General features: G+C 64.8%; 27 protein-coding genes, 1 tRNA gene and 1 other RNA gene. 9 read left to right on the forward strand and 20 right to left on the reverse strand.

Features of this window, described 5'->3' with window-relative positions; all coding sequences use genetic code 11:
• Positions 1-42: 42 nt before the first annotated feature.
• Positions 43-118 (reverse strand) — tRNA-Lys (locus JAO75_RS18105).
• A gap of 295 nt (positions 119-413) precedes the next feature.
• Complete coding sequence (locus JAO75_RS18110; RefSeq protein WP_199050545.1) at positions 414-1,976, reverse strand: 2-isopropylmalate synthase; 1,563 nt, start codon at positions 1,974-1,976, stop codon at positions 414-416.
• Between the two features lie 426 nt (positions 1,977-2,402).
• On the opposite strand from JAO75_RS18110, the gene JAO75_RS18115 reads away from it, so the two are divergent.
• Positions 2,403-2,708: a hypothetical protein gene (locus tag JAO75_RS18115; RefSeq protein WP_199050546.1), complete on the forward strand. Its 306-nt coding sequence runs from the start codon at positions 2,403-2,405 to the stop codon at positions 2,706-2,708.
• On the opposite strand, the gene JAO75_RS18120 is transcribed toward JAO75_RS18115, so the two are convergent.
• Genes JAO75_RS18120 through pdxY form a run of 3 tightly spaced genes read right to left on the reverse strand, consistent with a single transcriptional unit; the run spans position 2,699 to position 5,168 of the window.
• Positions 2,699-3,412, reverse strand: a complete 714-nt coding sequence (locus tag JAO75_RS18120) for an NUDIX hydrolase (RefSeq protein WP_199050547.1) — start codon at positions 3,410-3,412, stop codon at positions 2,699-2,701. The two genes, JAO75_RS18115 and JAO75_RS18120, sit on opposite strands and share 10 nt — an antisense overlap.
• Positions 3,409-4,314 (reverse strand): PhzF family phenazine biosynthesis protein, encoded by a 906-nt coding sequence (locus tag JAO75_RS18125; protein WP_199050548.1) that lies wholly within the window; start codon positions 4,312-4,314, stop codon positions 3,409-3,411. The genes JAO75_RS18120 and JAO75_RS18125 overlap by 4 nt, the downstream gene beginning before the upstream one ends.
• Before the next feature lie 5 nt (positions 4,315-4,319).
• Complete coding sequence (pdxY, locus tag JAO75_RS18130) at positions 4,320-5,168, reverse strand: pyridoxal kinase PdxY (RefSeq protein ID WP_199050549.1); 849 nt, start codon at positions 5,166-5,168, stop codon at positions 4,320-4,322.
• Positions 5,169-5,320: 152 nt separating this feature from the next.
• Between pdxY and JAO75_RS18135 the strand changes: the two genes are divergently transcribed.
• The 3 genes from JAO75_RS18135 (at position 5,321) to JAO75_RS18145 (ending at position 6,625) form a co-directional block, all read left to right on the forward strand.
• Complete coding sequence (locus tag JAO75_RS18135; RefSeq protein ID WP_199050550.1) at positions 5,321-5,842, forward strand: DedA family protein; 522 nt, start codon at positions 5,321-5,323, stop codon at positions 5,840-5,842.
• Positions 5,843-6,013: 171 nt separating this feature from the next.
• On the forward strand, positions 6,014-6,169 hold the full coding sequence (locus JAO75_RS18140; protein WP_199050551.1) for a hypothetical protein: 156 nt from the start codon (positions 6,014-6,016) through the stop codon (positions 6,167-6,169).
• Positions 6,170-6,277: 108 nt separating this feature from the next.
• A complete protein-coding gene (locus JAO75_RS18145; protein ID WP_199050552.1) occupies positions 6,278-6,625 on the forward strand; it encodes a hypothetical protein in 348 nt (115 codons plus the stop codon).
• Positions 6,626-6,646: 21 nt separating this feature from the next.
• On the opposite strand, the gene JAO75_RS18150 is transcribed toward JAO75_RS18145, so the two are convergent.
• Both JAO75_RS18150 and ilvC read right to left on the reverse strand, forming a co-directional pair.
• Positions 6,647-8,398 (reverse strand): patatin-like phospholipase family protein, encoded by a 1,752-nt coding sequence (locus JAO75_RS18150; protein WP_199050553.1) that lies wholly within the window; start codon positions 8,396-8,398, stop codon positions 6,647-6,649.
• A 159-nt stretch (positions 8,399-8,557) separates the two neighbouring features.
• Entirely contained in the window at positions 8,558-9,610 is a 1,053-nt protein-coding gene (gene ilvC, locus JAO75_RS18155; RefSeq protein ID WP_199050554.1) for a ketol-acid reductoisomerase, read from the reverse strand.
• A gap of 242 nt (positions 9,611-9,852) precedes the next feature.
• Between ilvC and JAO75_RS18160 the strand changes: the two genes are divergently transcribed.
• Positions 9,853-10,401, forward strand: a complete 549-nt coding sequence (locus tag JAO75_RS18160) for a DUF924 family protein (RefSeq protein ID WP_199050555.1) — start codon at positions 9,853-9,855, stop codon at positions 10,399-10,401.
• Positions 10,402-10,456: 55 nt separating this feature from the next.
• On the opposite strand, the gene ilvN is transcribed toward JAO75_RS18160, so the two are convergent.
• From ilvN to JAO75_RS18180, 4 genes are read right to left on the reverse strand one after another with little or no spacing between them, the layout of a single operon-like run.
• On the reverse strand, positions 10,457-11,005 hold the full coding sequence (gene ilvN, locus JAO75_RS18165; protein ID WP_199050556.1) for an acetolactate synthase small subunit: 549 nt from the start codon (positions 11,003-11,005) through the stop codon (positions 10,457-10,459).
• A 29-nt stretch (positions 11,006-11,034) separates the two neighbouring features.
• Positions 11,035-11,715 carry a glutathione S-transferase family protein gene (locus JAO75_RS18170; protein ID WP_199050557.1) on the reverse strand — a complete coding sequence of 227 codons (681 nt, stop codon included), beginning with the start codon at positions 11,713-11,715 and terminating at the stop codon, positions 11,035-11,037.
• Entirely contained in the window at positions 11,715-12,116 is a 402-nt protein-coding gene (locus JAO75_RS18175; RefSeq protein ID WP_199050558.1) for an endonuclease domain-containing protein, read from the reverse strand. Before JAO75_RS18175 ends, JAO75_RS18170 begins: the two co-directional genes overlap by 1 nt.
• 54 nt (positions 12,117-12,170) lie before the next feature.
• Positions 12,171-13,943 (reverse strand): acetolactate synthase 3 large subunit, encoded by a 1,773-nt coding sequence (locus JAO75_RS18180; RefSeq protein ID WP_199050559.1) that lies wholly within the window; start codon positions 13,941-13,943, stop codon positions 12,171-12,173.
• Positions 13,944-14,219: 276 nt separating this feature from the next.
• On the opposite strand from JAO75_RS18180, the gene JAO75_RS18185 reads away from it, so the two are divergent.
• Positions 14,220-15,050, forward strand: coding sequence for an RMD1 family protein (locus tag JAO75_RS18185; protein WP_199050560.1), 831 nt, complete (start codon positions 14,220-14,222; stop codon positions 15,048-15,050).
• Here the strand turns inward: JAO75_RS18185 and miaA are convergent.
• A complete protein-coding gene (gene miaA, locus JAO75_RS18190) occupies positions 15,025-15,960 on the reverse strand; it encodes a tRNA (adenosine(37)-N6)-dimethylallyltransferase MiaA (RefSeq protein WP_199050561.1) in 936 nt (311 codons plus the stop codon). The two genes, JAO75_RS18185 and miaA, sit on opposite strands and share 26 nt — an antisense overlap.
• A 45-nt stretch (positions 15,961-16,005) precedes the next feature.
• On the opposite strand from miaA, the gene serB reads away from it, so the two are divergent.
• Positions 16,006-16,914, forward strand: coding sequence for a phosphoserine phosphatase SerB (gene serB, locus JAO75_RS18195; RefSeq protein ID WP_199050562.1), 909 nt, complete (start codon positions 16,006-16,008; stop codon positions 16,912-16,914).
• Positions 16,915-16,981: 67 nt separating this feature from the next.
• On the opposite strand, the gene JAO75_RS18200 is transcribed toward serB, so the two are convergent.
• The 8 genes from JAO75_RS18200 to JAO75_RS18235 form a co-directional block, all read right to left on the reverse strand.
• Positions 16,982-18,499, reverse strand: coding sequence for a DegQ family serine endoprotease (locus JAO75_RS18200; protein ID WP_199050563.1), 1,518 nt, complete (start codon positions 18,497-18,499; stop codon positions 16,982-16,984).
• Between the two features lie 86 nt (positions 18,500-18,585).
• Positions 18,586-18,777 carry a DUF2065 domain-containing protein gene (locus JAO75_RS18205; protein WP_036350916.1) on the reverse strand — a complete coding sequence of 64 codons (192 nt, stop codon included), beginning with the start codon at positions 18,775-18,777 and terminating at the stop codon, positions 18,586-18,588.
• Between the two features lie 15 nt (positions 18,778-18,792).
• Positions 18,793-19,782 (reverse strand): protease modulator HflC, encoded by a 990-nt coding sequence (gene hflC / locus JAO75_RS18210; RefSeq protein WP_199050564.1) that lies wholly within the window; start codon positions 19,780-19,782, stop codon positions 18,793-18,795.
• A complete protein-coding gene (hflK, locus tag JAO75_RS18215) occupies positions 19,779-20,924 on the reverse strand; it encodes an FtsH protease activity modulator HflK (protein WP_199050565.1) in 1,146 nt (381 codons plus the stop codon). Before hflK ends, hflC begins: the two co-directional genes overlap by 4 nt.
• A 138-nt stretch (positions 20,925-21,062) precedes the next feature.
• The gene (locus JAO75_RS18220) at positions 21,063-21,575 is read right to left on the reverse strand and encodes a dihydrofolate reductase (RefSeq protein ID WP_199050566.1); all 513 of its coding nucleotides are present in this window, start codon (positions 21,573-21,575) and stop codon (positions 21,063-21,065) included.
• Positions 21,572-22,054, reverse strand: a complete 483-nt coding sequence (locus JAO75_RS18225) for a GNAT family N-acetyltransferase (RefSeq protein ID WP_199050567.1) — start codon at positions 22,052-22,054, stop codon at positions 21,572-21,574. Before JAO75_RS18225 ends, JAO75_RS18220 begins: the two co-directional genes overlap by 4 nt.
• Before the next feature lie 36 nt (positions 22,055-22,090).
• Positions 22,091-22,396 carry a DUF2293 domain-containing protein gene (locus JAO75_RS18230; RefSeq protein WP_199050568.1) on the reverse strand — a complete coding sequence of 102 codons (306 nt, stop codon included), beginning with the start codon at positions 22,394-22,396 and terminating at the stop codon, positions 22,091-22,093.
• Between the two features lie 5 nt (positions 22,397-22,401).
• Positions 22,402-23,196 carry a thymidylate synthase gene (locus JAO75_RS18235; RefSeq protein WP_199050569.1) on the reverse strand — a complete coding sequence of 265 codons (795 nt, stop codon included), beginning with the start codon at positions 23,194-23,196 and terminating at the stop codon, positions 22,402-22,404.
• A 68-nt stretch (positions 23,197-23,264) separates the two neighbouring features.
• Here JAO75_RS18235 and ssrA point away from each other — a divergent pair.
• Together ssrA and JAO75_RS18245 are read left to right on the forward strand one after the other, a co-directional pair.
• Positions 23,265-23,621: a transfer-messenger RNA gene (ssrA, locus tag JAO75_RS18240) on the forward strand.
• 23 nt (positions 23,622-23,644) lie between these two features.
• The gene (locus tag JAO75_RS18245) at positions 23,645-24,226 is read left to right on the forward strand and encodes an SspB family protein (RefSeq protein WP_199050570.1); all 582 of its coding nucleotides are present in this window, start codon (positions 23,645-23,647) and stop codon (positions 24,224-24,226) included.

The following is a 24,226-nucleotide window of genomic DNA, read 5'->3' on the forward strand; positions in this document are numbered from 1 at the left end:
ATGCATACTTAAGATCAAGAAGCACCAGAATCTTGAATTCTTTGGTGGGTGTGCAAGGATTCGAACCTTGGACCCGCTGATTAAGAGTCAGCTGCTCTACCAACTGAGCTACACACCCGTCGCCGAAGCGAATTCAGCGGTGCGGTGACCGCTGAAGAGGCCGTGCGTGTAACAAACCGGATGGGGCCTGTCTAGCCCCTGCAGGTGAGGTTTTCCGCCTTGGGGATGGATTTTCCGGAGAGCACCAAGCTCGGGCGGAACATTGTTCCGCTTTGCAGCCTCATACGACACCCCGAAAGCCCGGGAAAGGTCGCCTCTCGGGGCATGGGCGACCTGCCCCCTCAAGCTTGAGGGTTCGATCCCCGGGCTTGTCCGCACAAGAAAAGGCCCGCGCAGCGGGCCTTTCCATGAGATCATTCCGCCGCGTGCTGGGCGTGCAGGCGGGCGCCCCGGCTCATGAGCTTGTTGAGGGCGCCCAGATAGGCCTGGGCGGAGGCCACCAGAGTATCCGGGTCGGCGGCCCGGGAGGTGACGCTGCGGTCGTCGGCCGAGAGGCGGACGGAAACCTCCGCCTGGGCGTCGGTGCCCTCGGTGACGGCATGGACCTGATAGAGCTCCAGCACCGCCTCATGGGGCACCAGGGCCTTGATGGCGTTGAAGGTGGCGTCCACCGGGCCGTTGCCCTCCTGCTCCTCCACGACGATCCGGTCGTCGACCTGGAGCCGCATGGTGGCGCGTTGCGGGCCGCGGGTGCCGGCCACGATGTGGAGGGAGACCAGCTTGATGCGGTCATGCGCCATGGCGATGTTTTGGTCGACCAGCGCCTCGATGTCCTCGTCGTAGACGTGCTTCTTGCGGTCGGCCAGTTCCTTGAACCGCTCGAAGGCATCCTGGAACTGGTTGTCGGAAAGGCTGTAGCCCAATTCTTCCAGCTTGTTGCGGAAGGCCGCGCGGCCGGAATGCTTGCCCATGACGAGCGACGTCTTGGAGACGCCGACGCTCTCGGGCGTCATGATCTCGTAGGTCTGCGCGTTCTTGAGCATGCCGTCCTGATGGATGCCGCTCTCGTGCGCAAAGGCGTTCCGGCCGACGATGGCCTTGTTGTACTGCACCGGGAACGAGGTGGCGGCGGACGCCAGCTTCGAGGCGCGGGTCAACATGGTGGCCTCGATGCCGGTCTCGTAGGGCAGCACGTCTCCACGGGTTTTGATCGCCATGACGATCTCTTCCAGGGCCGCGTTGCCGGCGCGCTCGCCGATGCCGTTGAGGGTGCATTCGATCTGCCGTGCGCCGCCTTCCAGGGCCGCCAGGGAGTTGGCGACGGCGAGGCCCAGATCGTTGTGGCAATGAGCCGAGAAGATCGCCCTGTCGGCGTTCGGCACGCGCTCGCGCACCGCCCGGAACATGGCACGGTATTCGTCCGGCGTGGCATAGCCCACCGTGTCGGGCAGGTTGATGGTGGTGGCGCCGGCCTTGATGGCGGCTTCCACGCAGCGGCACAGGTAGTCGATCGGAGTGCGGGTGGCGTCCATGGCGGACCACTCGATGTCCTCGATCAAGTTGCGCGCCTGGGTCACCGTGGTGGTGATGATCTCCAGCACCTCTTCCTCCGACTTGCGCATCTGGTGCGCCAGGTGGATCGGCGAGGTGGACACGAAGGTGTGGATGCGGGGCCGCACCGCATGGCGCACGGCCTCGCCGGCGCGGGCGATGTCGGCCGAGATGGCGCGGGCGAGGCCGGCAACGGTCGCGCGCTTCACCTGTTTGGCGATCAGGGCGACGGCTTCGAAGTCGCCGTTCGACGCGATGGGGAAGCCCGCCTCGATGATGTCCACGCCCATGGTGTCGAGCAGCTCCGCGACCTCGAGCTTCTCCTCCAGGGTCATGGTGGCGCCGGGGCATTGCTCGCCGTCGCGCAATGTGGTGTCGAAGATCAGAACGCGGTCCTTAGCGGCGCCGGATACGGAAGCGGTCATTCTTATAGTCCTTCTCGGAGGAGGAGCCCCTAGAGCTCAAGGTTGTTCCTGCTTGTCCAGAACCCCTGAGAGCCCAGGCGGCAACGCCCAGCCGACCCTCAGGGGCAGCTAAGGAGAAGGAGGCCAAGAAGGCGCGCGCGACCGGCCGCGGAAGCGGCTCCGTTCATCCTTGCGCTGGGGGAGCCGATGATCATCGCTGCCCAAATCCTCCATGGCCGCGGGCTTGAAGCCGCGAACAACGGGCTCGTTTGTAACGGCGCTCCTCCCGAATGGCAAGCCTTTGAAACAAATGAAAAGAGAAGGCGCGACGAACGTATGGGTTATGACCTGAAGCGCGGCAGGGCTGGTCTCCCCGGAAAGTGCCCTAGAACAGACGAAGCTTGGCCTTTCTGCCTCGCTCGCGAGGTCCATCGAGGAGATGCTTCCATGAAGATCGCTACCCCTGCCCTGCTCCTGACCGGCGCCCTGGCGCTGGCCGCCTGCAACCAGACCGCCACCGCACCCGCCAGCATGGGCGTGGCGGCCAGCAGCTCCGGCACCGGCTGCAATGGCGAGATCGGCCGTTATCGCGCCGTCATGAGCAACGACCTGGCTATGGGGCATGTGAACCAATCCGTCTACAACCGCGTGGAACGGGAGATCGCCCAGGCCGAGGCGGCCTGTGCCGCAGGGCGCGATGCGGAAGCCGTGCGGATGGTCAACGCCACGAAGGCGCGGCACGGCTATCTCTGATCGAAGATCCAGCCGAAGAAGGACTGCAGGAAGAGCGGCATCCGCTCGGGATCGATGTCTCGCGAGTTACGAATGATACGCACATCCTGCAGTTCGGGCTCGTGCTGCCGGGCGATGTTGGCGCGGATCTTCGCCGCGCCCTCCTCGGCCGTCACCGGCAGGGTCACCATGCGCAGAAGCGCGATGGTCGGCCAGCGCTGGACGATGATCCATTCATCGTCCACGTGATAGTCGCCCTCGTGCAGGCCTGTCTCCTCGGCAAGCTCGCGGGTCAGGCTGGTGGCGAGATCGACGGTGCCGTCGGGCCGCAGATCGGACGGATCCGGTGTGCCGGCCGCGAAATAGACGCGGCCCGCATTCGTCGTGCCTGACCCCATCACGCCGCAGATGTAAGCACCATCCGATCCGCGCAGCGCCCCCATGGCAAAGCCGTTGGCGATGTGGGGATCGGGATAGCCCTTGTCGATCCAGGCGACGAAGTCGGCGTAGTCCACCTCGAAATAGGTGTTGCGGCACAGGTCGTGCTCGAAGGCGACATCCTGCAGCAGCAGCACGCGCCCGTTGAACATCTGCGGCTTGCCCGCAATGCGCCGCTTCCAGTTCTCTGCGATGAAGTCACGGTTCTGCTTGGGCCAGGCCCAATCGAACGGGCGGCAGCACGCCTCGACGCGTGAGACGCGCCGGATCTCGATGTCGCGGTTCACGCAAAGATCTCGCCGCGGCTCATCATCACGGCGCCGCCGCCGATCTCGGCGGACACGAGCGCACCATCATTGATCGTCATCTGCAGGTTGATCTCACTCGGGCGGCCCATCTCGACGCCCTGCTCGATGACGATGTTGTGCTCGCCGTCGCCCAGGGGTTCGCATTGCATGAGGGCACCGGCGAAGGCGGCTGCCGCGGAGCCGGTGGCGGGATCCTCCACGATCCCCATGCCCAGACCGAACATGCGGGCACGGAAGCGCAATCCCTCCGCCTGGGGGATGCGGGCATAGACATAAGGGGCCGGGTGGTCGCTGTCGCCGAAGGCCTTGTCGAAGGGCTCGCCCTGCGGCTTGGCCTTGGCCAAGGCTTCAAGGGACGCAACAGGCACGAGATCGTAGGCGACGCCGGCCGAATGGCGGCTCGGCACGTGGCGGTCGAAACCGATCTCCGTCGGGTCGAGCCCGAGCGCCCAGGCACATGTCGTGGAATCCTTACCCTCGCCCCACACGAAGGGCAGGCGCGGCAGGCGGAAGCGGGCCGTGCCGCTCGTCTCATCCTTCACCTCGACGGCGCAGGGCACGATGCCGACCTGCTCCTTGAGCCCGAAGGCGACGGCGCCCGGCTGGCCTTCCTGATCGAGCAGGGCCAGCATCACGGCGGTTCCGACCGTCGGGTGACCGGCGAAGGGCAGTTCCCGGGCCGGTGTGAAGATGCGGATGTCGGCGCGCTGGCGCGGCTCCGAGGCCGGGAAGACGAACACCGTCTCGGAGAGGTTGAACTCCTTGGCGATCCGCTGCATCGCTGCCATGTCGAGCCCCTCGGCATCGAGCACAACGGCGAGAGGATTTCCGGCAAAGCGCGTGGCCGTGAAGACATCGAGGGTGACAAAGCGGCGGGGCATGCGGATCAAACCTCTTCAACGTCGAAGCGACGGGTGGGCGAGACGAATTCATCCTGCGCCGCAATGGTCAGGATCTCGCGGGAGCCTGCCTCTTCCGTGCGCTTCAGCAAGCCGTAGACAGACGCCGCGGCTTCGGCAAGGGCCGTCGGGGCGGAGCGTGAGCGGGCATAGTGAACGAAGAACAGCGCCGCGATGGCATCCCCTGCCCCGTTGACCGACAAAGAGAGCCTCGGCGTGCGCACGCGCCAGAAGCGCCCGCCCTCGCCGGCCACGAGATCGACGCTGTCCGAGGGCGTTTCCTTGGCCTCGACGGAGGTGACGAGAATGACCTTGGGACCCATTCCCTGCACGATTGTGACCGCCTGCTTCACGTCGTCCAGCGTCTGCGCCGTGAGGCCGGACAGGTAATCGAGCTCGAACTGGTTCGGCGTGATGATGTCGGCCGCGGGCACCGCCTGCTCGCGCATGAATTCCGGAATGCCCGGGCGCACGAACACGCCGCGCCCCACATCGCCGATCACCGGATCGCAGCAATAGAGGGCATCCGGGTTGAGGGAGCGCACCCGCGCGACGGCGGACAGGATGGCGGTGCCGATATCGGCCGAGCCCATGTAGCCGGAGAGCACGCCGTCGCAGCGGCCGAGCACGCCGCGCTCGGCGATGCCCTCCACCAGGTCCTCGATGGCGGGGCCGTCGAAGACCCGGCCCTTCCAGGAACCGTAGCCGGTGTGGTTCGAGAACTGCACCGTATGGATGGGCCACACCTCGACGCCGAGGCGCTGCATCGGAAAGACCGCCGAGGCGTTACCCACGTGACCATAGGCGACATGGGATTGGATCGAGAGAACGTTCATGGCTCTTGCCCCCTTGAGTACGGGTTAGCGCAACACGGGTCCTGCTTCAAATTGCGTGATGTGATCCTATTCATCACGGATGCGATTGGATCTATCCGATTGTCCCGAAAACCCTGTATGCACCCCAACGAAGCCGGAGCCTGATAGGATTCATGGATATCGAGTTTTGGAAGAACAGCGTCCTGGAGTTCGTGCAGACCCACCAGGCCTATGCTCCCTTGGTGCTCGGGCTCATGACCTTCGCCGAGTCGCTTGCCTTCGTGTCCCTGCTCCTGCCGACCATGACGATCCTGATTGCCGTGGGCTTCGTGCTGGCAGCAGCCGACATCCCGTTCTGGCAGGCCTGGGCGGGCGCCGTCTGCGGAGCCTTCCTGGGCAACTGGGTCTCCTATGCCGTCGGCCAGCGCTACAAGAAGGCCGCCTATGGCGTCTGGCCCCTGTCGCGCAATCCCAAGCTCATCGAGCGAGGAGAAGACTTCTTCCAGCGCTTCGGCCCCTGGGCCGTGTTCCTGGGGCGCTTCTTCGGCCCCATCCGGGCGGTCATCGCCCTGATCGCCGGCATCTTCCTCATGCCGGGCGTGCTGTTCCAGGCGGCCAACCTGGCCTCGGCCTCCGTCTGGGCCTTCGTGATCCTGGCACCCGGCGCGGGACTGGCCCAATACCTGCTGTGGTAGGGGCGCGCCAGCGCATCGTGCGGAAAAGTGGATCCGGTTTTCCGCTAAGAACGATGCGCATCTTAAAGACGAAGCATCGGACCCAAAAGTGCAACGCCACTTTTGGGTCCGATGCTTTAGGGAACCCCAGGTCCAAGGGCTCATTAACCTCCATCACCACAGGAGGTCCTCATGGGCAAAGGCAAGATGAACGGCGACAACTCTGCCGAGAGCAAGAAGCACCTCGACGACGATACCCGCGGATCGGGCGGCACGACGAAGAAGCGCCTCGACCCCGGCAAGCAGAGCAACAACAAGGCCCAGAACACGAAGAGCAATCAGCAATAAGGGCTGAAAACTTTTCGTCTCACCGGCTGCTCTCCCTACTCATTCCCATAGCTCACAGCACCATTCCGCGATGTTACTAGCTTTGCTGTATCATTGCGGAATGTTGCCGTGACCATTTCTTCACCCGATTCTTACGCGGATCTCGCACCGTCCCCCCTGCCTCCGAAGGCTGCAAACCCGCTTACAGCAGGCCTGCCGGCTGTCTGGTGGCCCTGCGTCTGGGGCGGCGCCTCTCTCGTCTATTCCCTGTTCTGGATGGCGGAGAGCTGGAGGACCGCGCGACCCCTGATCGGCCCCACGAGGATCAACTACCTGGCTCAGGATCTCTGGTGCCTGATCCTGGTCCTCGGAGGCAGCTATGCCGTGCATCAATTCTGCCGGCACCGCTCCGAGAGGCTTGGCCTAGCCCTCTGCCTTATTGTGGCTGTGTCTGCCATGGCGTGGCACCGCCTGTAGCATCGAAGATCCGGGCGGTCCTCAGACAACCTTGAAGCCATCGAGAGCGCCCGCCTCGATGCGCTCGCGGGTGTGCTCGTAGCCGATCTCCACCACCCTCTCGAACTGCTCCCAGCCCCTCAGCGGCACATCCGCGAGAGGAGGATGAATGACCAGGGCCGCATGGGCGCGGGCCTTGAGCGTCTGGGCATCGCTGGAGATCGTCGCCGCCCGGTAGAGCAGGCTAACGATGTCCGGCGCCTGCGCGGGCAAGCCGAGGATCCGGCGCAGGAGAGGCGCCTTCTTCTCCTCCTCGCCAGCCGTGGTGAAAGCAACGTCCCGGGCCACATCGATCCCGAGAACCGGGCCTCTCTGCAGGTCGGCCATGATGTCCGCCGGCAGGTTGTTCATCATGGCCCCGTCCACGAGCACGCCATCGGGCTCGATGACCGGCGGCAGCAGACCGGGAATAGCAAGGCTTGCCCGCAAGGCACGCCAGAGCGGGCCCTGACGATGCACGTGGGTCGTGCCGGTCGTCAGGTTCGACGAGACGCAGAAGAACGGCAGCCAGAGATCCTCGATGGTCCGGTCGCCGAAATGCTCTAACAGCCGCGCATCCACCTTGTGCCCCCGTACCAAAGCCACGAGCGGGAGCGTGTAGTCGTTCAGCGGCGGGTTCCGGACGAAGGCTTCCCTCATGAGGTCCTTGGCCTCGTCCAGGCCGATCTGGATGGCGGCCGTTGCCGCCATGACGGATCCGATGCTGGTGCCGCCGACGAGATCAATGGGAAAGCCGTGTTCGCGCAGGGCCCGGATCGCCCCGAGATGGGCGAAGCCCCTGGCTCCTCCCCCGGCCAGCACCAGCCCCACCGCGCGCCCGCTCGAGGTCCGGATGAGGCGCTGCAGATCGGCTGGGCTTTTCGCCCGCACCTGAATGCGTTGGTCCACGGGGAGGCGAGCGAGCGATGGATGCGCTGGCGTCGGGCGGGAGGCGTCCGCCTTCTGAAGCAGGACGAGATCCTGACGCCGCCAGGACGACACGGCGCATGTCAGCGCCTCCGCCTCGGAAACCAGGGGCTCGCCCGGGCAGGCCACGAACATGACGTGATCGGCATGGCGGATGCAGCGGCCCGTCCAGGACCCTGACGGTTCGGACGCGACATAGATCACGCGCTCCCGGCCAGCCTCGAACCGGTAGAGCCAGTTCTCGTCCTCCTCGGGCGGCATCTCGTCAAGGAGCGCGATTCCGGCCCCATGACTGCGGCGCATCTCCTCCAGAAAGGCATGGGCGAAGTCGGCCACCGCTACGCCCTGGGTGACCGGCACGATGGCGAAGGTGGTCGGCTTGAAGGTGACCGGGGTGCTTCGGGTGGTCGCGCGAAGCCGCTCGGCGAGCAGTCGCGACAGGTAGACCATGATGGAGGGGTAGCGCTCCACGAAGCGCTCGAAAGACTCACGGGTCAGCTTGAGCAACACCGAGTCCCGCAAGGCCGTCACGCTGGCCGAGCGGGGCGCATGGGAGATCAGGGCCATTTCCCCGATCGTTTCCGGTGGAAGGACGCGGGCGACCCGGCGCTGTTCGCCATGACTGCCCTGAACAGACACGCCGAGCGCTCCGGACACGAGCATGTAGAGCCCGTCTGCCGGATCGCCCTCCTGGAACAGGACAGCCCCTCCCGGAAGAATCACCTGCTCGAGTTCCGCCTGGAGTTCCAGCCGCGTCACGGGATCGAGATCCGCCCAAAAGGACGCCCTCAACGCCGGCAGGTCTTCGGTCAGGATCGATGCGCTCATGGGCTGTCGGATGGTTGCGTATCAGAGCCCACTAACCGGAAACGAACAGGCCCGCAAATCCTCATCCGGGTGAGTGCAGGAAGACGACAGCGGGGCGGAGACGGAGTTCCTTGTCCTTGGAAAACAAGGTTTCTCCAGCCCCGCCCCTGCTTGAAGTGCTTAATTCCGGCTCTTGTCGACCAGGGCCTTTTCCTTGATCCAGGGCATCATGTCGCGCAGGCGGGAGCCGACATCCTCGATCGGATGGGCCGCGTTGCGGGCGCGGGTCGCCTTGAACGAGGTCTGGTTGACCTTGTTCTCGAGCATCCAGTCGCGGGTGAACTTGCCGGACTGGATGTCCTCGAGGACGCGCTTCATCTCGGCCTTGGTCTCGGCCGTGATGATCCGCGGACCGGTCACGTACTCGCCGTACTCGGCGGTGTTCGAGATCGAGTAGTTCATGTTGGCGATGCCGCCCTCGTAGATGAGGTCGACGATGAGCTTCACCTCGTGGAGGCACTCGAAATAGGCCATCTCGGGGGCGTAGCCCGCCTCGACCAGGGTCTCGAAGCCGGCCTTGATCAGCTCGACGAGGCCGCCGCAGAGCACCACCTGCTCGCCGAAGAGGTCGGTCTCGCACTCTTCCTTGAAGCTGGTCTCGATGATGCCGGCGCGTCCGCCGCCATTGGCGGAGGCATAGGAGAGCGCGATGTCGTGGGCATTGCCCGTGGCGTCCTGGTGGATCGCGATCAGGGTCGGCACGCCGCCGCCGCGCTGGTATTCGGAGCGCACCGTGTGGCCGGGGCCCTTGGGAGCCACCATGAGCACGTCGAGATCCTTGCGGGGCTCGATGAGGTTGAAGTGGACATTGAGGCCGTGAGCGAAGAGGAGCGCGGCCCCTTCCTTCATGTTGTCCTGCAGATCGTTGCGATAGATGTCCGCCTGAAGCTCGTCGGGGGTGAGCATCATGACCACGTCGGCCCACTTGGCGGCCCCGGCCACTTCCATGACCTTGATGCCGGCCTTCTCGGCCTTCGCCGCGGAGGGCGAGCCCTTGCGCAGCGCCACCACGATGTCCTTCACGCCGGAATCGCGCAGGTTCAGCGTATGGGCATGGCCCTGGCTGCCATAGCCGACGATGGCGACCTTCTTGCCCTTGATCAGGTTGATATCTGCGTCGCGATCGTAATAGACACGCATGGCTTTCCAAGTCCCTTGTCTCAAAGGGGGCATTCCCCCGGGTTTATTGACGCTGCACCGCCTCGATCGACTTGGCGCAACATTGAATTATCAGGCGCCGCTTTTAGCGAATAAAACTGCGCTGACAAGGTGTTGTTTGTAGCAAAACTGCGACCCTTCCCTGCATCCTGTGCAGAGCAGCCCGTTTCACCCAAACGATCCGAGCCTGGAGAGTTCAAACCGCTCCCCTATGCCCTAGATTGCCTGCATCTCCGCACCGAAGAGGACGAAGCCGCATGCAGCGCCTTGCCACTCCCGACGAAGTCATCCAGTTCTGGCGCGAGGCCGGCCCGGAGAAGTGGTTTGCGAAGGACGAAGCCTTCGACCAAGCCTGCCGTGACCGTTTCCTGCCCACCTATGAGGCCGCCGCTAGAGGCGATCTCAACGAGTGGGAGCTCACCCCGGAGGGCGCGCTCGCCGTCATTCTCCTCCTCGACCAGTTCCCCCGGAACATGTTCCGGGGCCAGCGCGAGACCTACAAAACCGACCCGGTCGCCCTGATGGCCGCCGACCGCGCTATCGAGCGCGGTTTCGACCACGAGGTGGAACCGCTCTTCCGCCGGTTCTTCTACCTGCCCTTCATGCACTCCGAATCCCTGGCGGACCAGGAGCGCTCGGTGGCCTTGAACGAAGCCCTCGGCGAAGAGGATTCCGTCAAGTATGCGCACCACCACCACGACATCGTCGCCCGCTTCGGCCGCTTCCCTCACCGCAACGCCATCCTGGGCCGTGAGACCACGCCCGAGGAGGAGGCATTCCTGCAGGAGGATGACTTCAGGGGTTAGAGCGTCGGCTTGGCCCCATTGTTAACCGACGTGCCCCCCGGGCCAGCGTGATGCGCTAGCCTCCCATCCCTTCCGCGCCGCGTGCCATGGCGGCCACGCCGGTGCGGGAGACCTCCACGAGGCCCACGGCCGTCATCAGCTTGATGAACCGTTCGACCTCGTCGGTCGTGCCGGTCAGCTCATACACGAAGGACGTGAGCGTGGCATCGAGCGTGCGGGCCCCGAAGGCGGATGCCAGCCGCATGGCCTCCACCCGGTGGTCGCCCTTGCCGACCACCTTCACGAGGCAGAGCTCGCGCTCGACCGCCTCGCCGGTGAGGGTCAGGTCGACGACCCGGTGCACCGGCACAAGACGCTCGAGCTGGCTCTTGATCTGCTGGATGATGCTGTGGGTGCCGGTGGTCACGATGGTGATGCGCGAGATATGCGCCTCGTGCTCGGTCTCGGTGACCGTCAGGCTTTCGATGTTGTAGCCGCGGCCCGAAAACAGGCCCGCAATGCGGGCAAGAACGCCCGGCTCGTTGTCGACGATGATGGCCAGCGTGTGCCGGTTGGACGGCTCGACACGGGTTGCATCGGGATAGTGGGTCTTCATCTGGAGCATGGTCTGGTTTCCCGAATTTCCTTCAAGCCTCAAGCCGCCTTGCGGTAGTTCTCAATCGCATCCTCGCCCACCTCGTCGGCCTCCACGATCCACTGCTCCTTCAAGGCGTCGGAACGCCATTCCTGGAAGGCCGGCAGCAAGAGAATCGCGTCCACATAAGCGCGCGTGGTCGCATCGAGCGCAATGGAATAGGTGTCGAGGCGCGTCACGAGCGGCGCATACATGGCGTCCGCCGCCGAGAATGCGCCGAAGAGGAACGGCCCGCCCGCGCCGAAGCGCTCCCGCGCCTGACGCACGATCTCGCTGAAGCGGGCGACATCGCGCGCGACCGCCTCACCCCTGTCCTTCTGCGCATATTTCTTGCCGAGATTCATCGGGCACGCGGAGCGCAGGGCCGAGAACCCGGCATGCATCTCGGCCGCGACCGAGCGCGCCATCGCGCGAGCCTTGCGATCCTCGGGCCACACGGGAGCACCGTAGGCTTCGCCGACGTACTCCATGATGCTGATGCTCTCCCAGACGATGACATCGCCGTCGATCAGGATCGGCACCTTGCCGGCCGGCGAATGCCTGAGCACCTTTTCTTTAGTGTCCGGCAGGTCGAGCGGAATAAAGATCTCGTCGAACGCCACGCCCAACTGCTTTATCAGCAGCCAGGGGCGCAGCGACCAGGACGAATAGCACTTGTTGGCGATGACGAGGGTTGGCATCACGTGTCTCTTTTCCCCTCTCCCGTGTGGGAGAGGGGCCAGGGGTGAGGGTAAGAGGACGCAGAAGGCACCACAGCCTCTGCAATTCTCAGCGAAACGGATTCAAGATCGCTCAGCACGTCACCATTTGTGAAGCGAATGACCCTAAATCCGTGGCGCTCAATTTCGTCCGTCCGGCGACTATCATATTCAGCGTACCACTCATGCTGTTTTCCATCGATCTCAACGATTAGCTTTCGCTCGACGCAGAGAAAATCAACCGTGTAGGTCAGGAAAGGAACCTGCCGCCGGAACTTCAGGCCTTTGAAGCGCCGTCCTCTCAGAACTTGCCACAGCACATCCTCCGCAGAGGTCGGAACCTTGCGAAGGTTGCGTGCAAACTGCCGTGGCTCCTTGACCATGAAGCGGCCTTCCCTCACCCCTGCCCCTCTCCCACCCGGGAGAGGGGTTCTCCGTTAGACTAACATCTTGCCCTTCTCGTCGATCACGGAACCGATGTCGGCTCCGGTCTCGCCGAGATAATCGTTGAGCAGCATCTCGTTATGCGCCTTGCCCGACGGGATCATCGGGAAGCAGTTCTCGGTCTTGTCGACGATGCAGTCGAAGATCACCGGTCGGTTCACGTTGATCATCTCCATGATCTTCGCATCGAGATCGCCGGGCTTATCGCAACGAATGCCGACGCCGCCATAGGCCTCGGCGAGCCTCACGAAATCGGGCAGCGACTCGGAGTAGCTCTGGGAGTAGCGCCCGCCATGCAGCAGTTCCTGCCACTGGCGCACCATGCCCATGTACTCGTTGTTGAGGATGAACACCTTGACCGGCAGATTGTACTGCAGGGCCGTGGACATTTCCTGCAGCATCATCTGGATCGAGGCTTCGCCCGCGATGTCGATCACCAGCGCATTGGGATGCGCCAGTTGCGCGCCGACCGCGGCCGGAAGGCCGTAGCCCATGGTGCCGTGGCCGCCCGAGGTCATCCAGCGGTTCGGCTCCTCGAACTTGAAGTACTGGGCCGCCCACATCTGGTGCTGCCCCACTTCCGTCGTGACATAGGTCTCGCGATCCTTCGTGAGCTCATAGAGACGCTGAATCGCATATTGCGGCTTGATGGTCTCGGTCGAATTCCGGAATCCGAGGCAGTTGCGAGCCCGCCAGCCCTCGATCTTGCCCCACCAATCCTTCAGCGCCACCTTGTCGGCCTGATGCGCGTCCTGCCGCCACAGGCGCACCATGTCCTCAAGCACGTGCGCGCAGTCGCCGACGATCGGAATGTCCACCTTCACGGTCTTGTTGATGGAGGACGGATCGATGTCCACGTGGATGCGCTTGGAGAACGGCGAGAAGGCATCGAGCCGACCCGTGATGCGGTCGTCGAAGCGGGCCCCGATATTGATCATCACGTCGCATTCATGCATCGCGAGATTGGCCTCGTAGGTGCCGTGCATGCCCAGCATGCCGAGCCACTGCCGGTCGGAGGCCGGATAGGCGCCGAGGCCCATCAGGGTCGAGGTGATGGGAAAGCCCGTGAGCCTGACGAGTTCGCGCAGCAGCGTCGCGGCATGAGGCCCCGAATTGACGACGCCGCCGCCCGTGTAGAACACCGGCCGCTTGGCATTGGCCATCAGCTCGATGGCCGCACGGATGTGCTCCATGTCGCCCTTCACCGTAGGGCGGTAGGTCTTGTGCTGGTTGCTCAGGGGCCGCACATAGGAGCCCGTCTTGAACTGGATGTCCTTCGGCAGATCGACCACCACCGGACCGGGACGGCCGTTCTGCGCCACGTAGAAGGCCTCGTGCAGAACGCGCGGCAGGTCCTCAATCGATTTAACGAGGTAATTGTGCTTCGTGCAGTGGCGCGTGATGCCCACCGTGTCGCATTCCTGGAACGCATCCGAGCCGATGAGATGGGTCGGCACCTGGCCGGTGATGCAGACGAGCGGGATCGAATCCATCATCGCGTCGGCGAGGCCCGTGATCGCGTTCGTGGCGCCGGGACCGGAGGTGACGAGCACCACGCCGGGCTTGCCGGAGGAGCGCGCATAGCCCTCGGCCGCATGGACCGCGCCCTGCTCATGACGCACGAGGACGTGCCGCACCTTCTCCTGGTGGAAGAGCGCATCGTAGATGGGGAGGACCGCGCCGCCGGGATAGCCGAAGATATGGTCGACTCCCTGGTCCTGCAGGGCTCGGATCACCATTTCGGCTCCGGTCATCGTCTCGCTCATGGGTCTCGCTCCGTCGGTCTCGTCTGCTTTGTCTCAAGGAATCTGGGCAATAAAAAAGGCCCCTGAGGGGGCCTGTGCGCCATCGCCGGATCTGCGGGTCAATCCCGCTCCGTCGACGGCGCTCGTACTACGAGAATAAGCTTGCGCATTGGGGCAGCTCTTCGGTTCAAAAGTTGCGCAGACGCTAAACGATCCATTTCATTCGGTCAAGCGGGAGGAACTTGGCACGCAGCGGCTTAGCTTTTCGGGTGAGGCCCCTATTTTAGTCGTATGACCATGACCGATACCGTCTCATCACCCGGGGCGCCGATGCAGAATCTGCGCCTGACCGCCCGCGCCCTCCTCCTCGGAGACCGCCTCGAGATAGCGGGCCTCGAGCGCAGCGACGTCCTGTCCACCACGCCCCTCGCCTTCCGGACCGGGCAGGAGGGCTTCGTGGCCCTGTTCCGCTATGGCGTGGCGGTTCTCGTCGGCCTCACCCCCCTGGAGGAGGACGAGGTCATCCGCAGCCTGCGCCAGCGGATCCTGGGCGAGTTCGCCCGCCATGAGGAGGAAACAGCGATCATCGAGATCTCGCCGGACAGAGACGACCAGATCCCCCCGGGAGGCCCGATCTACATCAAGCAGCTCTCCACCGAGCGGCTGGTCGTCATTGCGGATGCACTCTCGAAGAGTGCAGCGCTCGCCCGTGACGAGCGGGAGGCGGCGGCCGTTTTCGACATCGTGGAGCCCGCCGCGCGGCATCTGGCGGAAAAGGGCCGGCGTCCCCCGGGCCGGCGGGAAATTCTCAAGCATGTGGGCCATGCCCTCCTGGTCCGCCAGCGCGTCTCCGGCCGCGTGGCCGTGGAGGAAAAGCCCGACGTCCTCTGGGATCGCCCCGACCTGGAGCGCCTCTACGCCCGCCTGGAGGACGAATACGAGTTGAAGGAGCGCGCCACGTCGCTCCACCGCAAGCTCGAGGTAATCGGCGATACGGCTCAGGCCTTGACCGACCTCATCGACACCGAGCGGTCGCTCCGTCTCGAACTGATCATCGTCCTCCTGATCGTGTTCGAGATCTTCATCACCTTCTACCAGATGATCACGGGCTATCTGGGAGGGCATTAATGCGAGCCATCACTGTCTCAAATCCCCTCTCAGGCTCGACCCAGTGCCAGTCCTGCAGCTGGTGCCGGAACCAGGTGAACTGGCGCTTGGCGTAGCGCCTCGTATCTCCCTGCCCCTTGGCGATGGCCTCGGCGAGGGAGATCTCGCCGCGCAGATAGGCCAGGAGACCCGGCACGCCATGGGCCCTCATGGCCGGGAGCATGGGATCGAGGTTCCGCTCGCCCAGCGCCCTCACCTCGTCGAGTGCCCCCTGCTCCATCATGACCTCGAAGCGGCGGTCGATCCGCAGGCGCAGCTCGTCCCGGTCGGGAGCAAGGAAGAGCTTGACGACGGGTCTGTCGGCGAGGGGACCCGGCTCACGGGCGCCATGGAACGACACGAGGGGTCGACCGGTTGCGGCGAAGATTTCGAGCGCCCGCTGGATCCGCAGCCGGTCCGACGGCCGGAGGGTCGAGGCGGTCTCGGGATCGCGACCGGCGAGGAGGCCGTGGAGCTCGGGCGTCTCCAGCCCCTCGCTCTCCCGGCGCACCTGCTCCCGCACCTCCTCCGGCACAGCCGGCATGTCGGACAGCCCCTCCGTCAGCGCCTTGAAGTAGAGCCCCGTTCCGCCCACGAAGATCGGCAGCTTTCGACCCTGCGTCTCCTGCAGGACCTTGACGGCATCGGCCACATAGCGCCCGACGGAAAAATTCACGGCTGCATCCACATGGCCGTAGAGCTGGTGGGGAGCTTGCGCCTCCTCCTCCGGCGTAGGGCGTGCGGTGATGACGCACAGGTCGCGGTAGACCTGCATGGAATCGGCATTGATCACCACCCCGTCGAGGGCCTGCGCCAACCTGATGCCCAAGGCGGACTTGCCTGAAGCGGTCGGCCCTGCGATGAGAACCGCGCCGACCCGAACGTCACTCACAGCCAAGTCTCTCCAATCCAAGTCTCCCCAATTCAGGTCTCCCCAATGGCGTCACCTTCGAATTCCCTCGTCGCGACCCTGATTGCCAACCCGTCCCGGCCGGCCGTCACCGACGAGATCCTGGCCCTGGCAGCCCGGGCGCTCGGACAAGAAACGGAACAGGCTGTTCTGGCAAGCGGAATCGCTGCGGATCTGATGGTAGCCGGCTCGCAGGACGTCAAAGCGGCAGAGGCCGTACTGCGGCAGGCGTTGGACGGCCAGCCCATCGACATCGTCGTCCAGCCGTCGGCCCACCGGCGCAAGCGCCTGTTCCTGGCGGACATGGACTCCACCATGATCGGCCAGGAATGCATCGACGAACTGGCCGATTACGTCGGGCTCAAAGCGGAAGTCTCCGAGATCACGGAGCGCGCCATGCGCGGCGAGATCGCCTTCGAGCCGGCTTTGCGCGAGCGTGTGGCTCTCTTGAAGAACCTGCCCGTCAACGTGGTCGGCGAGATCATCGAGAAGCGCATCACGCTCACTCCCGGTGGGACGGCTCTCGTGCGGACGATGCGTGCCAACGGCGCCTATACCTGCCTCGTGTCAGGCGGCTTCACCCTGTTCACCGACCCCATCGGAGCGACGATCGGGTTTCATGAGGACCGCTCGAACCGTCTGATCCTGAACGGAGAGAGGCTCGCGGGCCTCGTCGAGGAGCCGATCCTCGGGCGCGAGGCGAAACTGGCGACCCTGATCGAGCTGCGCACCCGCTTCGGCCTGGCGCCGCACGACACGATGGCCGTGGGCGACGGCGCCAACGACCTCGCCATGCTGGGCGAAGCAGGCCTCGGCGTGGCCTTCCGGGCCAAGCCCGCGGTGGCGGCCGCAGCCCACGCACGGCTCGACCATGCGGATCTATCGGCGCTGCTTTACGTGCAGGGCTATCAGGCAGGGGACATCGTGCAGGGATGAGACATCCTTGAATACGAAAAAGGCGGCCTGAGAGGCCGCCTTTCCTATCATTGATGCACCGATCAGCTTACTCGATCGACAGAGCCACGAAGCGCACCTCGCCCTGGGCGTTGGCCACCAGCAGCAGGGCCGACTTGCGGTTCTGAGCCTTGAGGTCGTCGATTTTCTTGGTCACCTCGGCCGGGTTCGTCACCGGCTCCTGGTTGACCTCGACGATCACCTCACCGGCCTGGATCCGCTTGTCGGAGGCTGCCGAGTTCGGGTCGACCCGGGTGATCACCACACCCTTGAGGTCGTCCTTGATGCTGAAGCGGCGGCGCAGCTCTTCCGTCATGCCGGACATGTTGAGGCCGAGCGCCTGGCGGGTGGCCGTCTGCGGCTCGGTCGAGGGCTGCTGCAGGCTGGCCTGCTTCTCGGTGTCCTCCAGACGACCGAGGGTGACCTGCCGGGTCATCTCCTGGCCCTTGCGCACGATCGTCACGTCGACGGCCTTGCCGACCGGCGTCGAGGCCACGATCCGGGGCAGGTCGCGGGAATCCTTCACCTCCTTGCCGTCGAAGCGGACGATCACGTCACCCACTTCGATACCGGCCGGCTTGGCAGGCCCCTTGTCGTCGACGCCGGCCACGAGAGCGCCGCGCGCGCTGCCGAGGTTCAGGGCCTCGGCGGTGGGCTCGTCCACGTTCTGGATGCGCACGCCGAGCCAGCCGCGACGGGTCTCGCCGAACTGGCGCAGCTGATCGATGATCGGCACCGCCGTGGAGGCCGGAACCGCGAAGCCGATGCCGACCGAGCCGCCCGTGGGCGAGAGGATGGCCGTGTTGATGCCGATGACCTCGCCGTTCATGTTGAAGAGCGGACCGCCGGAATTGCCCTTGTTGATGGAGGCGTCGGTCTGGATGTAGTTGTCGTAGGGACCGGATTCGATGTTGCGGCCGCGGGCCGACACGATGCCGGCCGTCACGGAGCCGCCGAGGCCGAACGGGTTGCCGATGGCCATGACCCAGTCACCGGGGCGGATTGTTTCGGAGTCGCCGAACCTCACCGCCTTGAGGGGCTTGTCGGACGTGACCTTCAGGACGGCGAGATCGACCTTGGAATCCTTGCCGATGATTTCCGCCTTCAGGCGCGTGCCGTCGGGGAAGATCACGCTGATGTCATTGGCGTCGCCGATCACGTGATTGTTCGTCACCACGATGCCGGACGGATCGATCACGAAGCCGGAGCCGAGGGAGTTCGAGCTGCGCGGACGCGAGGGAGAACTCTCGCCTCCGGGTCCGCCACCCTGGCCGCGACGGTTGAAGAACTCCTCGAAGAGATCCTCGAAGGGCGTGCCGGGCGGCAGCTGCGGCAAGGTGCGGTTGCGGGCTTCGACCGTCGTCGAGGCCGAGATGTTGACCACGGCGCCCGTGACCTCCTCGGCCAGGTCGGCGAAGGAGTCAGGAGCCGAGCGGGCATAGGACGGCAGCGGCATCGCCGTCGCGACCAGGGTCAGGGCCGCGAAGCATGACACGGCGAGCCGCCGCAGGGGACGCTGGGGCGGCACCGTCGTGGAAGGCGCCAGCGCGTTCGTGGCTGTGTTCATCGACAATCCTCTTTCGGAGTTCCTGGGTATAGATTGGCGTTCAGCCTCATCATTCAAGCAGGCATTGACGGGGGCGTGACCCCACGTCATCCGAACTGGCGCACCAGCCAGATCACCCCCAGGCCGAGCACGGCCGAAATGATGCCGACGATCCGCATCTGGTCGCTCGGGCTGTGGGCCGCCTCGTACATGGCCCTGCGCATCCCATCCGGGAAGGCCGCAAACAGAATGCCCTCGACCGCGAGAGCGAGGCCGAGGGCTGCAATCAAGTCCAACATCAGGCAGGCTTGTTCTTACTGGGCCGGCGCCGGCTGAACCGGCACCGGCTGAGCCGGTGCCGGAGCAGGCTGGGCGGGCGCCGGAGAGGGCACCCGGGTGGGAGCCGCCTGCGCAGGAGCCCCGCCGCCGTTTCCGCGTCCCGCAGGATCGTTGAAGTAGCGGAAGAACTGGGAATCCGGGCTCAGCACGAGACGGGTTTCCCCGCCTCTCAACCCCGATTCATAGGCCTGCATCGAGCGATAGAAACCGAAGAAGTCCGGGTCGAGGCTGAAGGCCTCGGCGAGGATGCGGTTACGGTCCGCATCGCCCTGACCGCGCAGTTCCTCGGCCGTCCGGTTCGCTTCGGCGCGGATCACCGTCGCCTCGCGCTCGGCGCGGGCACGGATGGTCTGCGCCTGCTGCTGGCCATTGGCCCGGATGTCGGCGGCCTCGCGCTCACGCTCGGTGCGCATCCGCTGATAGACGGCCTGGCTGTTGGCGGCCGGCAGGTCGACGCGGGTGAGACGCACGTCGATCATCTCGATGCCGAGGCTGGCTGCCTGCCGGTTAACGTCCTCCTGGATGCGGTTCATCAGGTCGGCACGATCGGTGCGGACGATGGCATCGCGGGAGGCGCTGGCCAGGACGTTACGCATGGCCGAGTTGGTGAAGCTCTGCAGGCGCTGGTTGGCCAGGGCGATGCTGCCCACCGCCTGGTAGAACCGCAGCGGATCGACGATCCGGTAGCGGGTGAAGGCATCGACCTCGAGGTTCTGCCGGTCGGCCGACAGAAGGGTCTGGACCGGCAGGTCGAGATCGAGCACCCGCTTCTCGAAGTAGGTGACGTTGTCCACCAGCGGCAGTTTGAACTTCAGGCCCGGCTCCGAGATGGCGGATTGCACGGCGCCGAAGCGCAGCACCAGGGCGTACTGGGTCTGCTGCACGATGTAGACCGCGCTGTAGAGCACGATGGCGATCAGGCCCACAAGGATCAGGAGGCCCGTGCGAAGAGTCGAGCCGTTCATCGCGTGGCTCCCTGCTGGTTGGGGGTATTGCCCTGAGGCTGCGGACGCGGCTGGTTCTGGGTCAGCGGCAGGAAGGGCACCACACCCTGCCCGTTCTGATCCACGATGACCTTGTCCACGCCGCCATAAACGCGCTCCATCGTCTCGAGGAAGATGCGCTCGCGGCTGACATCGGGAGCCTTGCGGTACTCCTCGTAGACCTGGCGGAAGCGGGCGGCCTGACCGGTGGCGTCGGCCACCGACTGCTCCCGATAGGCCTCGGCCTGCTGGACGGTACGAGCCGCCTCGCCTCGCGCCTCGGGGACGACGCGGCTGGCGAAAGCGCCGGCCTCGTTCTGCACGCGCACCGCATCCTGCTGGGCGGCGTTGACGTCGAAGAAGGCCTGCTGGACTTCCGACGGCGGCCTGACCGCCTGGAGCTGGACCACGTTGATCAGCACACCGGCGCCGTAGGCATCCAGGGCTTCCTGCATGATCTCGCGCACTTCCTGGGCCACGCTGGCCTGTTCGGTGGTCAGAATCGGCTGGATGTTGCGGCGGCCGATGACCTCGCGCATGGCGCTTTCGGCCACCGACTTGATGGTGCCGTCAGGGTTCTGCAGGTTGAAGACGTAATCCTGCGGACGGGCCGGGTTGATCTGCCAGACGGCGTCGAAGTCGATGTCGACGATGTTCTCGTCGGCGGTGAGCATCAGGCTCTCTTCAATCACGTCGCGCGCACGCCCCTGCCCTGTCGGCGTGGAGCGGTAGCCCACCTCGACCCGCTGCTGTGCGGTGACGTTGGGCTTCACCACACGGCCGATCGGGTAAGGCAGGTTGTAGCGCAGACCCTCGCCCGACGTTCCCGTATAGCGGCCGAAGATCATGTTGATGCCGACCTCGTTGGGCCGCACCGTGTAGAAGCCGGTGAGCAGCCAAACGGCGATGACGCCCAGCACGAGAACGATCAGACCCCGGCCTCCCATGGAGCCGCCGGGGATGAAGTCCTTCAGCCGATCCTGGCTGCGGCGCAGGATGTCTTCAAGATCAGGGGGATTGCCGTTCCCCTGCGGGCCACCGGAGCCCCATGGGCTCTTCCCGCCTCCCGATCCGCCGCGTTGCCCCCAGGGGCCGCCGCCGCCGCTTTGGTTACTCCAAGGCATAGGACGCCTTTCCTCACTTGCGAAGAGACCGGCCGACACGGCCGATAAGAAACTTGAGACGGTTGTGGGTGTTGCCTCTTCCGCCTGTCAAGCCTGCGAATTGGGGATTGTGAACCGCTTCGTCAACCTTGAGGCGGCTCAAGGACGCCTTTCGAGATCAATAAAGGTAAACGGATGCTCGTCATCCGGGCTTTTCGGATGATCCTCCCGCTTCACCTCGCGAAACTGTGACCGGTCGAACGCCGGAAAAACCGCATCGCCCTCGGGCGCCGTATGCACCTGGGTCAGGAAGAGCGTCTGCACATGCGGCAACGCGAGAGCATAGATCTCGGCCCCGCCTGCCACGGCGACGGCATCGGCTCCCATTACGGCTGCGAGCTCCTCCCCCTTCGCCACGGCCTCCTCCCAGGTGTGGGCCACATGCACACCTTCCGCGGCAAATCCCTCGTCGCGGGTCAGCACGATGGTCTCCCGGCCCGGCAGGGGCTTGCCGATCGACTGAAACGTCTTGCGTCCCATGATCATCGGCTTCCCCATGGTGAGGCGGCGGAAGCGCCCCAGGTCGGTCTTGATCCGCCAGAGCAGGCGATTGTCCCGTCCGATGACGCCGTTCTCGGCCATCGCGACCACGAGGATCAGGGGCATTGTCATGGCTCCTCCGCCAGTCGCTTCAGAGCCTCGCCTGTCATGCGCTGTACCGTCCATTCTTCCATGGGGATCGCTCCGATGGCGCGGTAGACGCGCAAGGCCGGCTCATTCCAGTCGAGAACCCACCATTCGAGGCGGGGCAACCCCTCCGCCATGCACCGCTGCGCCAGGTGCCGCAGCAGGGCCCGGCCGACTCCCTTCGAGCGCAGCTCCGGCCGCACGAAAAGGTCCTCGAGATAGATCCCATGGCGCCCGCGAAAGGTCGAGAAGTTGTAGAACCAGAGGGCAAAGCCGGCGGGCTCGCCCTCCCACTCGGCGATATCCGCGAAGACGCGCGGGTTGGGGCCGAAGAGCGCCGCGGCAATATCGGCCTCGGTCGCATCGACCTCATGGGCCAGCCGCTCGTACTCGGCGAGTTCGCGGATGAAGCGGAAGATCAGGGCCGCGTCGGACCCAGTGGCAGGTCGGATTGAAAGAGTCATGCTGTCTTGTGACAATTCCTATTTTTACTGTCGAGCCTATTCCGTCTCGTCCTCAGACTGCACGCGCCGGGGCGAACCCCACTCCTCCAGGACGGCGTTCATGTCGTCGAGCACGAAGAACCGGGCGCTCTCCTGATCGTAGCCGTCGTCCAGAAGGCTGTCGTAATCCGTCAGACGGTGGCGGATATAGGCCGTGATCGAAAGCCAGGCCGCCGCCTCCGGGGAGGCGCCGTGCAGACCGCGGCTGCCCAGCGCATGATCGGTCACGGCCTCGAATTCGTGCCTTGGAATGCGCGGAGCGAGGATGCGCACGGCGCTCTCGATGGCCTCGCGCCTGTTCATGATGGTCAGACCGCGACGGGAGCCTTGATGGCCGGATGCGGGTCGTAATCCTCGATCGCGATGTCGTCGTAGGTGAAGTCGAACAGCGACCGCACCGACGGGTTGAGCCGCAGCTTCGGCAGCGACCTCGGATCGCGGGAGAGCTGCAGGCGCGCCTGCTCCAGATGGTTCAGGTAGAGGTGCGCGTCGCCGAAGGAGTGGACGAAGTCGCCGGGCTGCAGCCCGGTCGCCTGCGCCATCATATGCGTGAGCAGCGCGTAAGACGCGATGTTGAAGGGCACGCCGAGGAACACGTCTGCCGAGCGCTGGTAGAGTTGGCAGGAGAGCCGCCCCTCCGCGACGTAGAACTGAAACAGGCAGTGGCAGGGCGCGAGCGCCATCCTGTCGAGGTCGGCCGGGTTCCAGGCGGAGACGATCAGGCGGCGGCTGTCCGGGTTGCGACGGATCTCGTCGAGAACCCAACGGATCTGATCGACCGTCCCACCGTCGGGCTTGGCCCAGGAGCGCCACTGCTTGCCGTAGACGGGACCGAGGTCGCCGTTCTCGTCCGCCCACTCGTCCCAGATCGAAACACCGTTCTCCTTCAGGTAGCGGATATTGGTGTCGCCCTTGAGGAACCACAGCAGTTCATGGACGATGGAGCGCAGGTGCAGCTTCTTCGTGGTGACGAGCGGAAACCCCTCGCTGAGATCGAAGCGCATCTGGTGGCCGAACACGGAGATCGTGCCCGTTCCGGTGCGGTCGTCCTTGCGGACGCCCTCGTCCATGATGCGGCGGATGAGATCGTGGTAGGCCTGCATGCGGTGCTCCTCGGCGCATTATAGGTCAGGGGGTCTGGCCTTCCGAGTCGCAATTCATCCCCATCCCCACTCTTTCAAATTCCGTCCGCCCTGCCTATATTGGGGGTGCCGGTCGCAAGATCGGCTATGGCGATAAACGGCTATCGGAATAAACCCATCGGACCCGGGGGCGGTACCCGGCGCCTCCACCAAAATCCAGGCAGGATCTGGCTTTCGGCGGGGGCGAAATAGGATCGACGAGGGCGTAAAGGGTAGACTTTCGCTCGGCATGGTTCCGCCGTTATCGGGCCGAATCTATAGTTGCCAACGACAACTATGCTCCGGTTGCAGTGGCTGCGTAAGCGGTCCCTAAAGCCGAATCAAAGCCCTTGCGGTTAGCACCGTAAGGCGGGGTCCGGAGGCACCTGGCAACAGAAGCCTCCACTTTTGTTTCTGCAAGGGCTCACGCATGGCCGGTGGTAAAGACCTGATCCGCTACGATCTTCTGGTGCAGGACGCGCTCAAGGGCGTCGTGCGCAAGGTGCTGATCGATGCCAAGGACGGGCTTCCGGGCGAGCACCATTTCTACATCTCCTTCCAGACGGATTTTCCCGGCGTTCGCCTCTCGAACCGCCTGCGCGAGAAGTACCCGCAGGAGATGACCATCGTCCTCCAGCACCAGTACTGGGACCTCAACGTCACCGAGCACACCTTCGAGGTGGGGCTATCCTTCTCCGGCATCCCGGAGCGGCTGCTGATCCCGTTCGATGCGCTCACTGGCTTCTTCGATCCGTCCGTGCAGTTCGGCCTGAAGTTCGACAGCCAGGATGACGGCGAGGAGGAGGCTCAGGAGGCCGAGCCCGCGCCTCAGCCGGCGCGCGGCACGGCGGAACCCGTGGAGTTGAAGCAGCCCCGCAAGGCGCTGCCCGCAGCCGAGAAGCCGACCGCAGCCCCGCAGGCCGAGGCTCCGGTGGAGCAGGCGCCCGAGTCCGACGCGGCCTCAGGCACCGCCGAGGTCGTCAGCCTCGACGCTTTCCGCAAGAAGAACTAA

The organism is Microvirga splendida, assembly GCF_016427565.1.
GTDB classification, from domain to species: Bacteria; Pseudomonadota; Alphaproteobacteria; order Rhizobiales; family Beijerinckiaceae; genus Microvirga; species Microvirga splendida.

Bases quoted from the DNA above. Each gene is read 5' to 3' on its own strand.
- pdxY (WP_199050549.1), bottom strand. From the start codon at position 5,168: ATGAACGTTCTCTCGATCCAATCCCATGTCGCCTATGGTCACGTGGGT.
- JAO75_RS18185 (WP_199050560.1), top strand. From the start codon at position 14,220: ATGACCGATACCGTCTCATCACCCGGGGCGCCGATGCAGAATCTGCGC.
- ilvN (WP_199050556.1), bottom strand. From the start codon at position 11,005: ATGCTCCAGATGAAGACCCACTATCCCGATGCAACCCGTGTCGAGCCG.
- JAO75_RS18175 (WP_199050558.1), bottom strand. From the start codon at position 12,116: ATGGTCAAGGAGCCACGGCAGTTTGCACGCAACCTTCGCAAGGTTCCG.
- JAO75_RS18245 (WP_199050570.1), top strand. From the start codon at position 23,645: ATGGCCGGTGGTAAAGACCTGATCCGCTACGATCTTCTGGTGCAGGAC.
- JAO75_RS18115 (WP_199050546.1), top strand. From the start codon at position 2,403: ATGAAGATCGCTACCCCTGCCCTGCTCCTGACCGGCGCCCTGGCGCTG.
- JAO75_RS18160 (WP_199050555.1), top strand. From the start codon at position 9,853: ATGCAGCGCCTTGCCACTCCCGACGAAGTCATCCAGTTCTGGCGCGAG.
- ilvC (WP_199050554.1), bottom strand. From the start codon at position 9,610: ATGCCCCCTTTGAGACAAGGGACTTGGAAAGCCATGCGTGTCTATTAC.
- JAO75_RS18225 (WP_199050567.1), bottom strand. From the start codon at position 22,054: ATGACTCTTTCAATCCGACCTGCCACTGGGTCCGACGCGGCCCTGATC.
- JAO75_RS18220 (WP_199050566.1), bottom strand. From the start codon at position 21,575: ATGACAATGCCCCTGATCCTCGTGGTCGCGATGGCCGAGAACGGCGTC.
- JAO75_RS18230 (WP_199050568.1), bottom strand. From the start codon at position 22,396: ATGAACAGGCGCGAGGCCATCGAGAGCGCCGTGCGCATCCTCGCTCCG.
- JAO75_RS18170 (WP_199050557.1), bottom strand. From the start codon at position 11,715: ATGCCAACCCTCGTCATCGCCAACAAGTGCTATTCGTCCTGGTCGCTG.
- JAO75_RS18150 (WP_199050553.1), bottom strand. From the start codon at position 8,398: ATGAGCGCATCGATCCTGACCGAAGACCTGCCGGCGTTGAGGGCGTCC.
- serB (WP_199050562.1), top strand. From the start codon at position 16,006: ATGGCGTCACCTTCGAATTCCCTCGTCGCGACCCTGATTGCCAACCCG.
- JAO75_RS18140 (WP_199050551.1), top strand. From the start codon at position 6,014: ATGGGCAAAGGCAAGATGAACGGCGACAACTCTGCCGAGAGCAAGAAG.
- JAO75_RS18135 (WP_199050550.1), top strand. From the start codon at position 5,321: ATGGATATCGAGTTTTGGAAGAACAGCGTCCTGGAGTTCGTGCAGACC.
- JAO75_RS18180 (WP_199050559.1), bottom strand. From the start codon at position 13,943: ATGAGCGAGACGATGACCGGAGCCGAAATGGTGATCCGAGCCCTGCAG.
- hflK (WP_199050565.1), bottom strand. From the start codon at position 20,924: ATGCCTTGGAGTAACCAAAGCGGCGGCGGCGGCCCCTGGGGGCAACGC.
- JAO75_RS18235 (WP_199050569.1), bottom strand. From the start codon at position 23,196: ATGCAGGCCTACCACGATCTCATCCGCCGCATCATGGACGAGGGCGTC.
- JAO75_RS18200 (WP_199050563.1), bottom strand. From the start codon at position 18,499: ATGAACACAGCCACGAACGCGCTGGCGCCTTCCACGACGGTGCCGCCC.
- JAO75_RS18205 (WP_036350916.1), bottom strand. From the start codon at position 18,777: ATGTTGGACTTGATTGCAGCCCTCGGCCTCGCTCTCGCGGTCGAGGGC.
- JAO75_RS18110 (WP_199050545.1), bottom strand. From the start codon at position 1,976: ATGACCGCTTCCGTATCCGGCGCCGCTAAGGACCGCGTTCTGATCTTC.
- hflC (WP_199050564.1), bottom strand. From the start codon at position 19,782: ATGAACGGCTCGACTCTTCGCACGGGCCTCCTGATCCTTGTGGGCCTG.
- JAO75_RS18125 (WP_199050548.1), bottom strand. From the start codon at position 4,314: ATGCCCCGCCGCTTTGTCACCCTCGATGTCTTCACGGCCACGCGCTTT.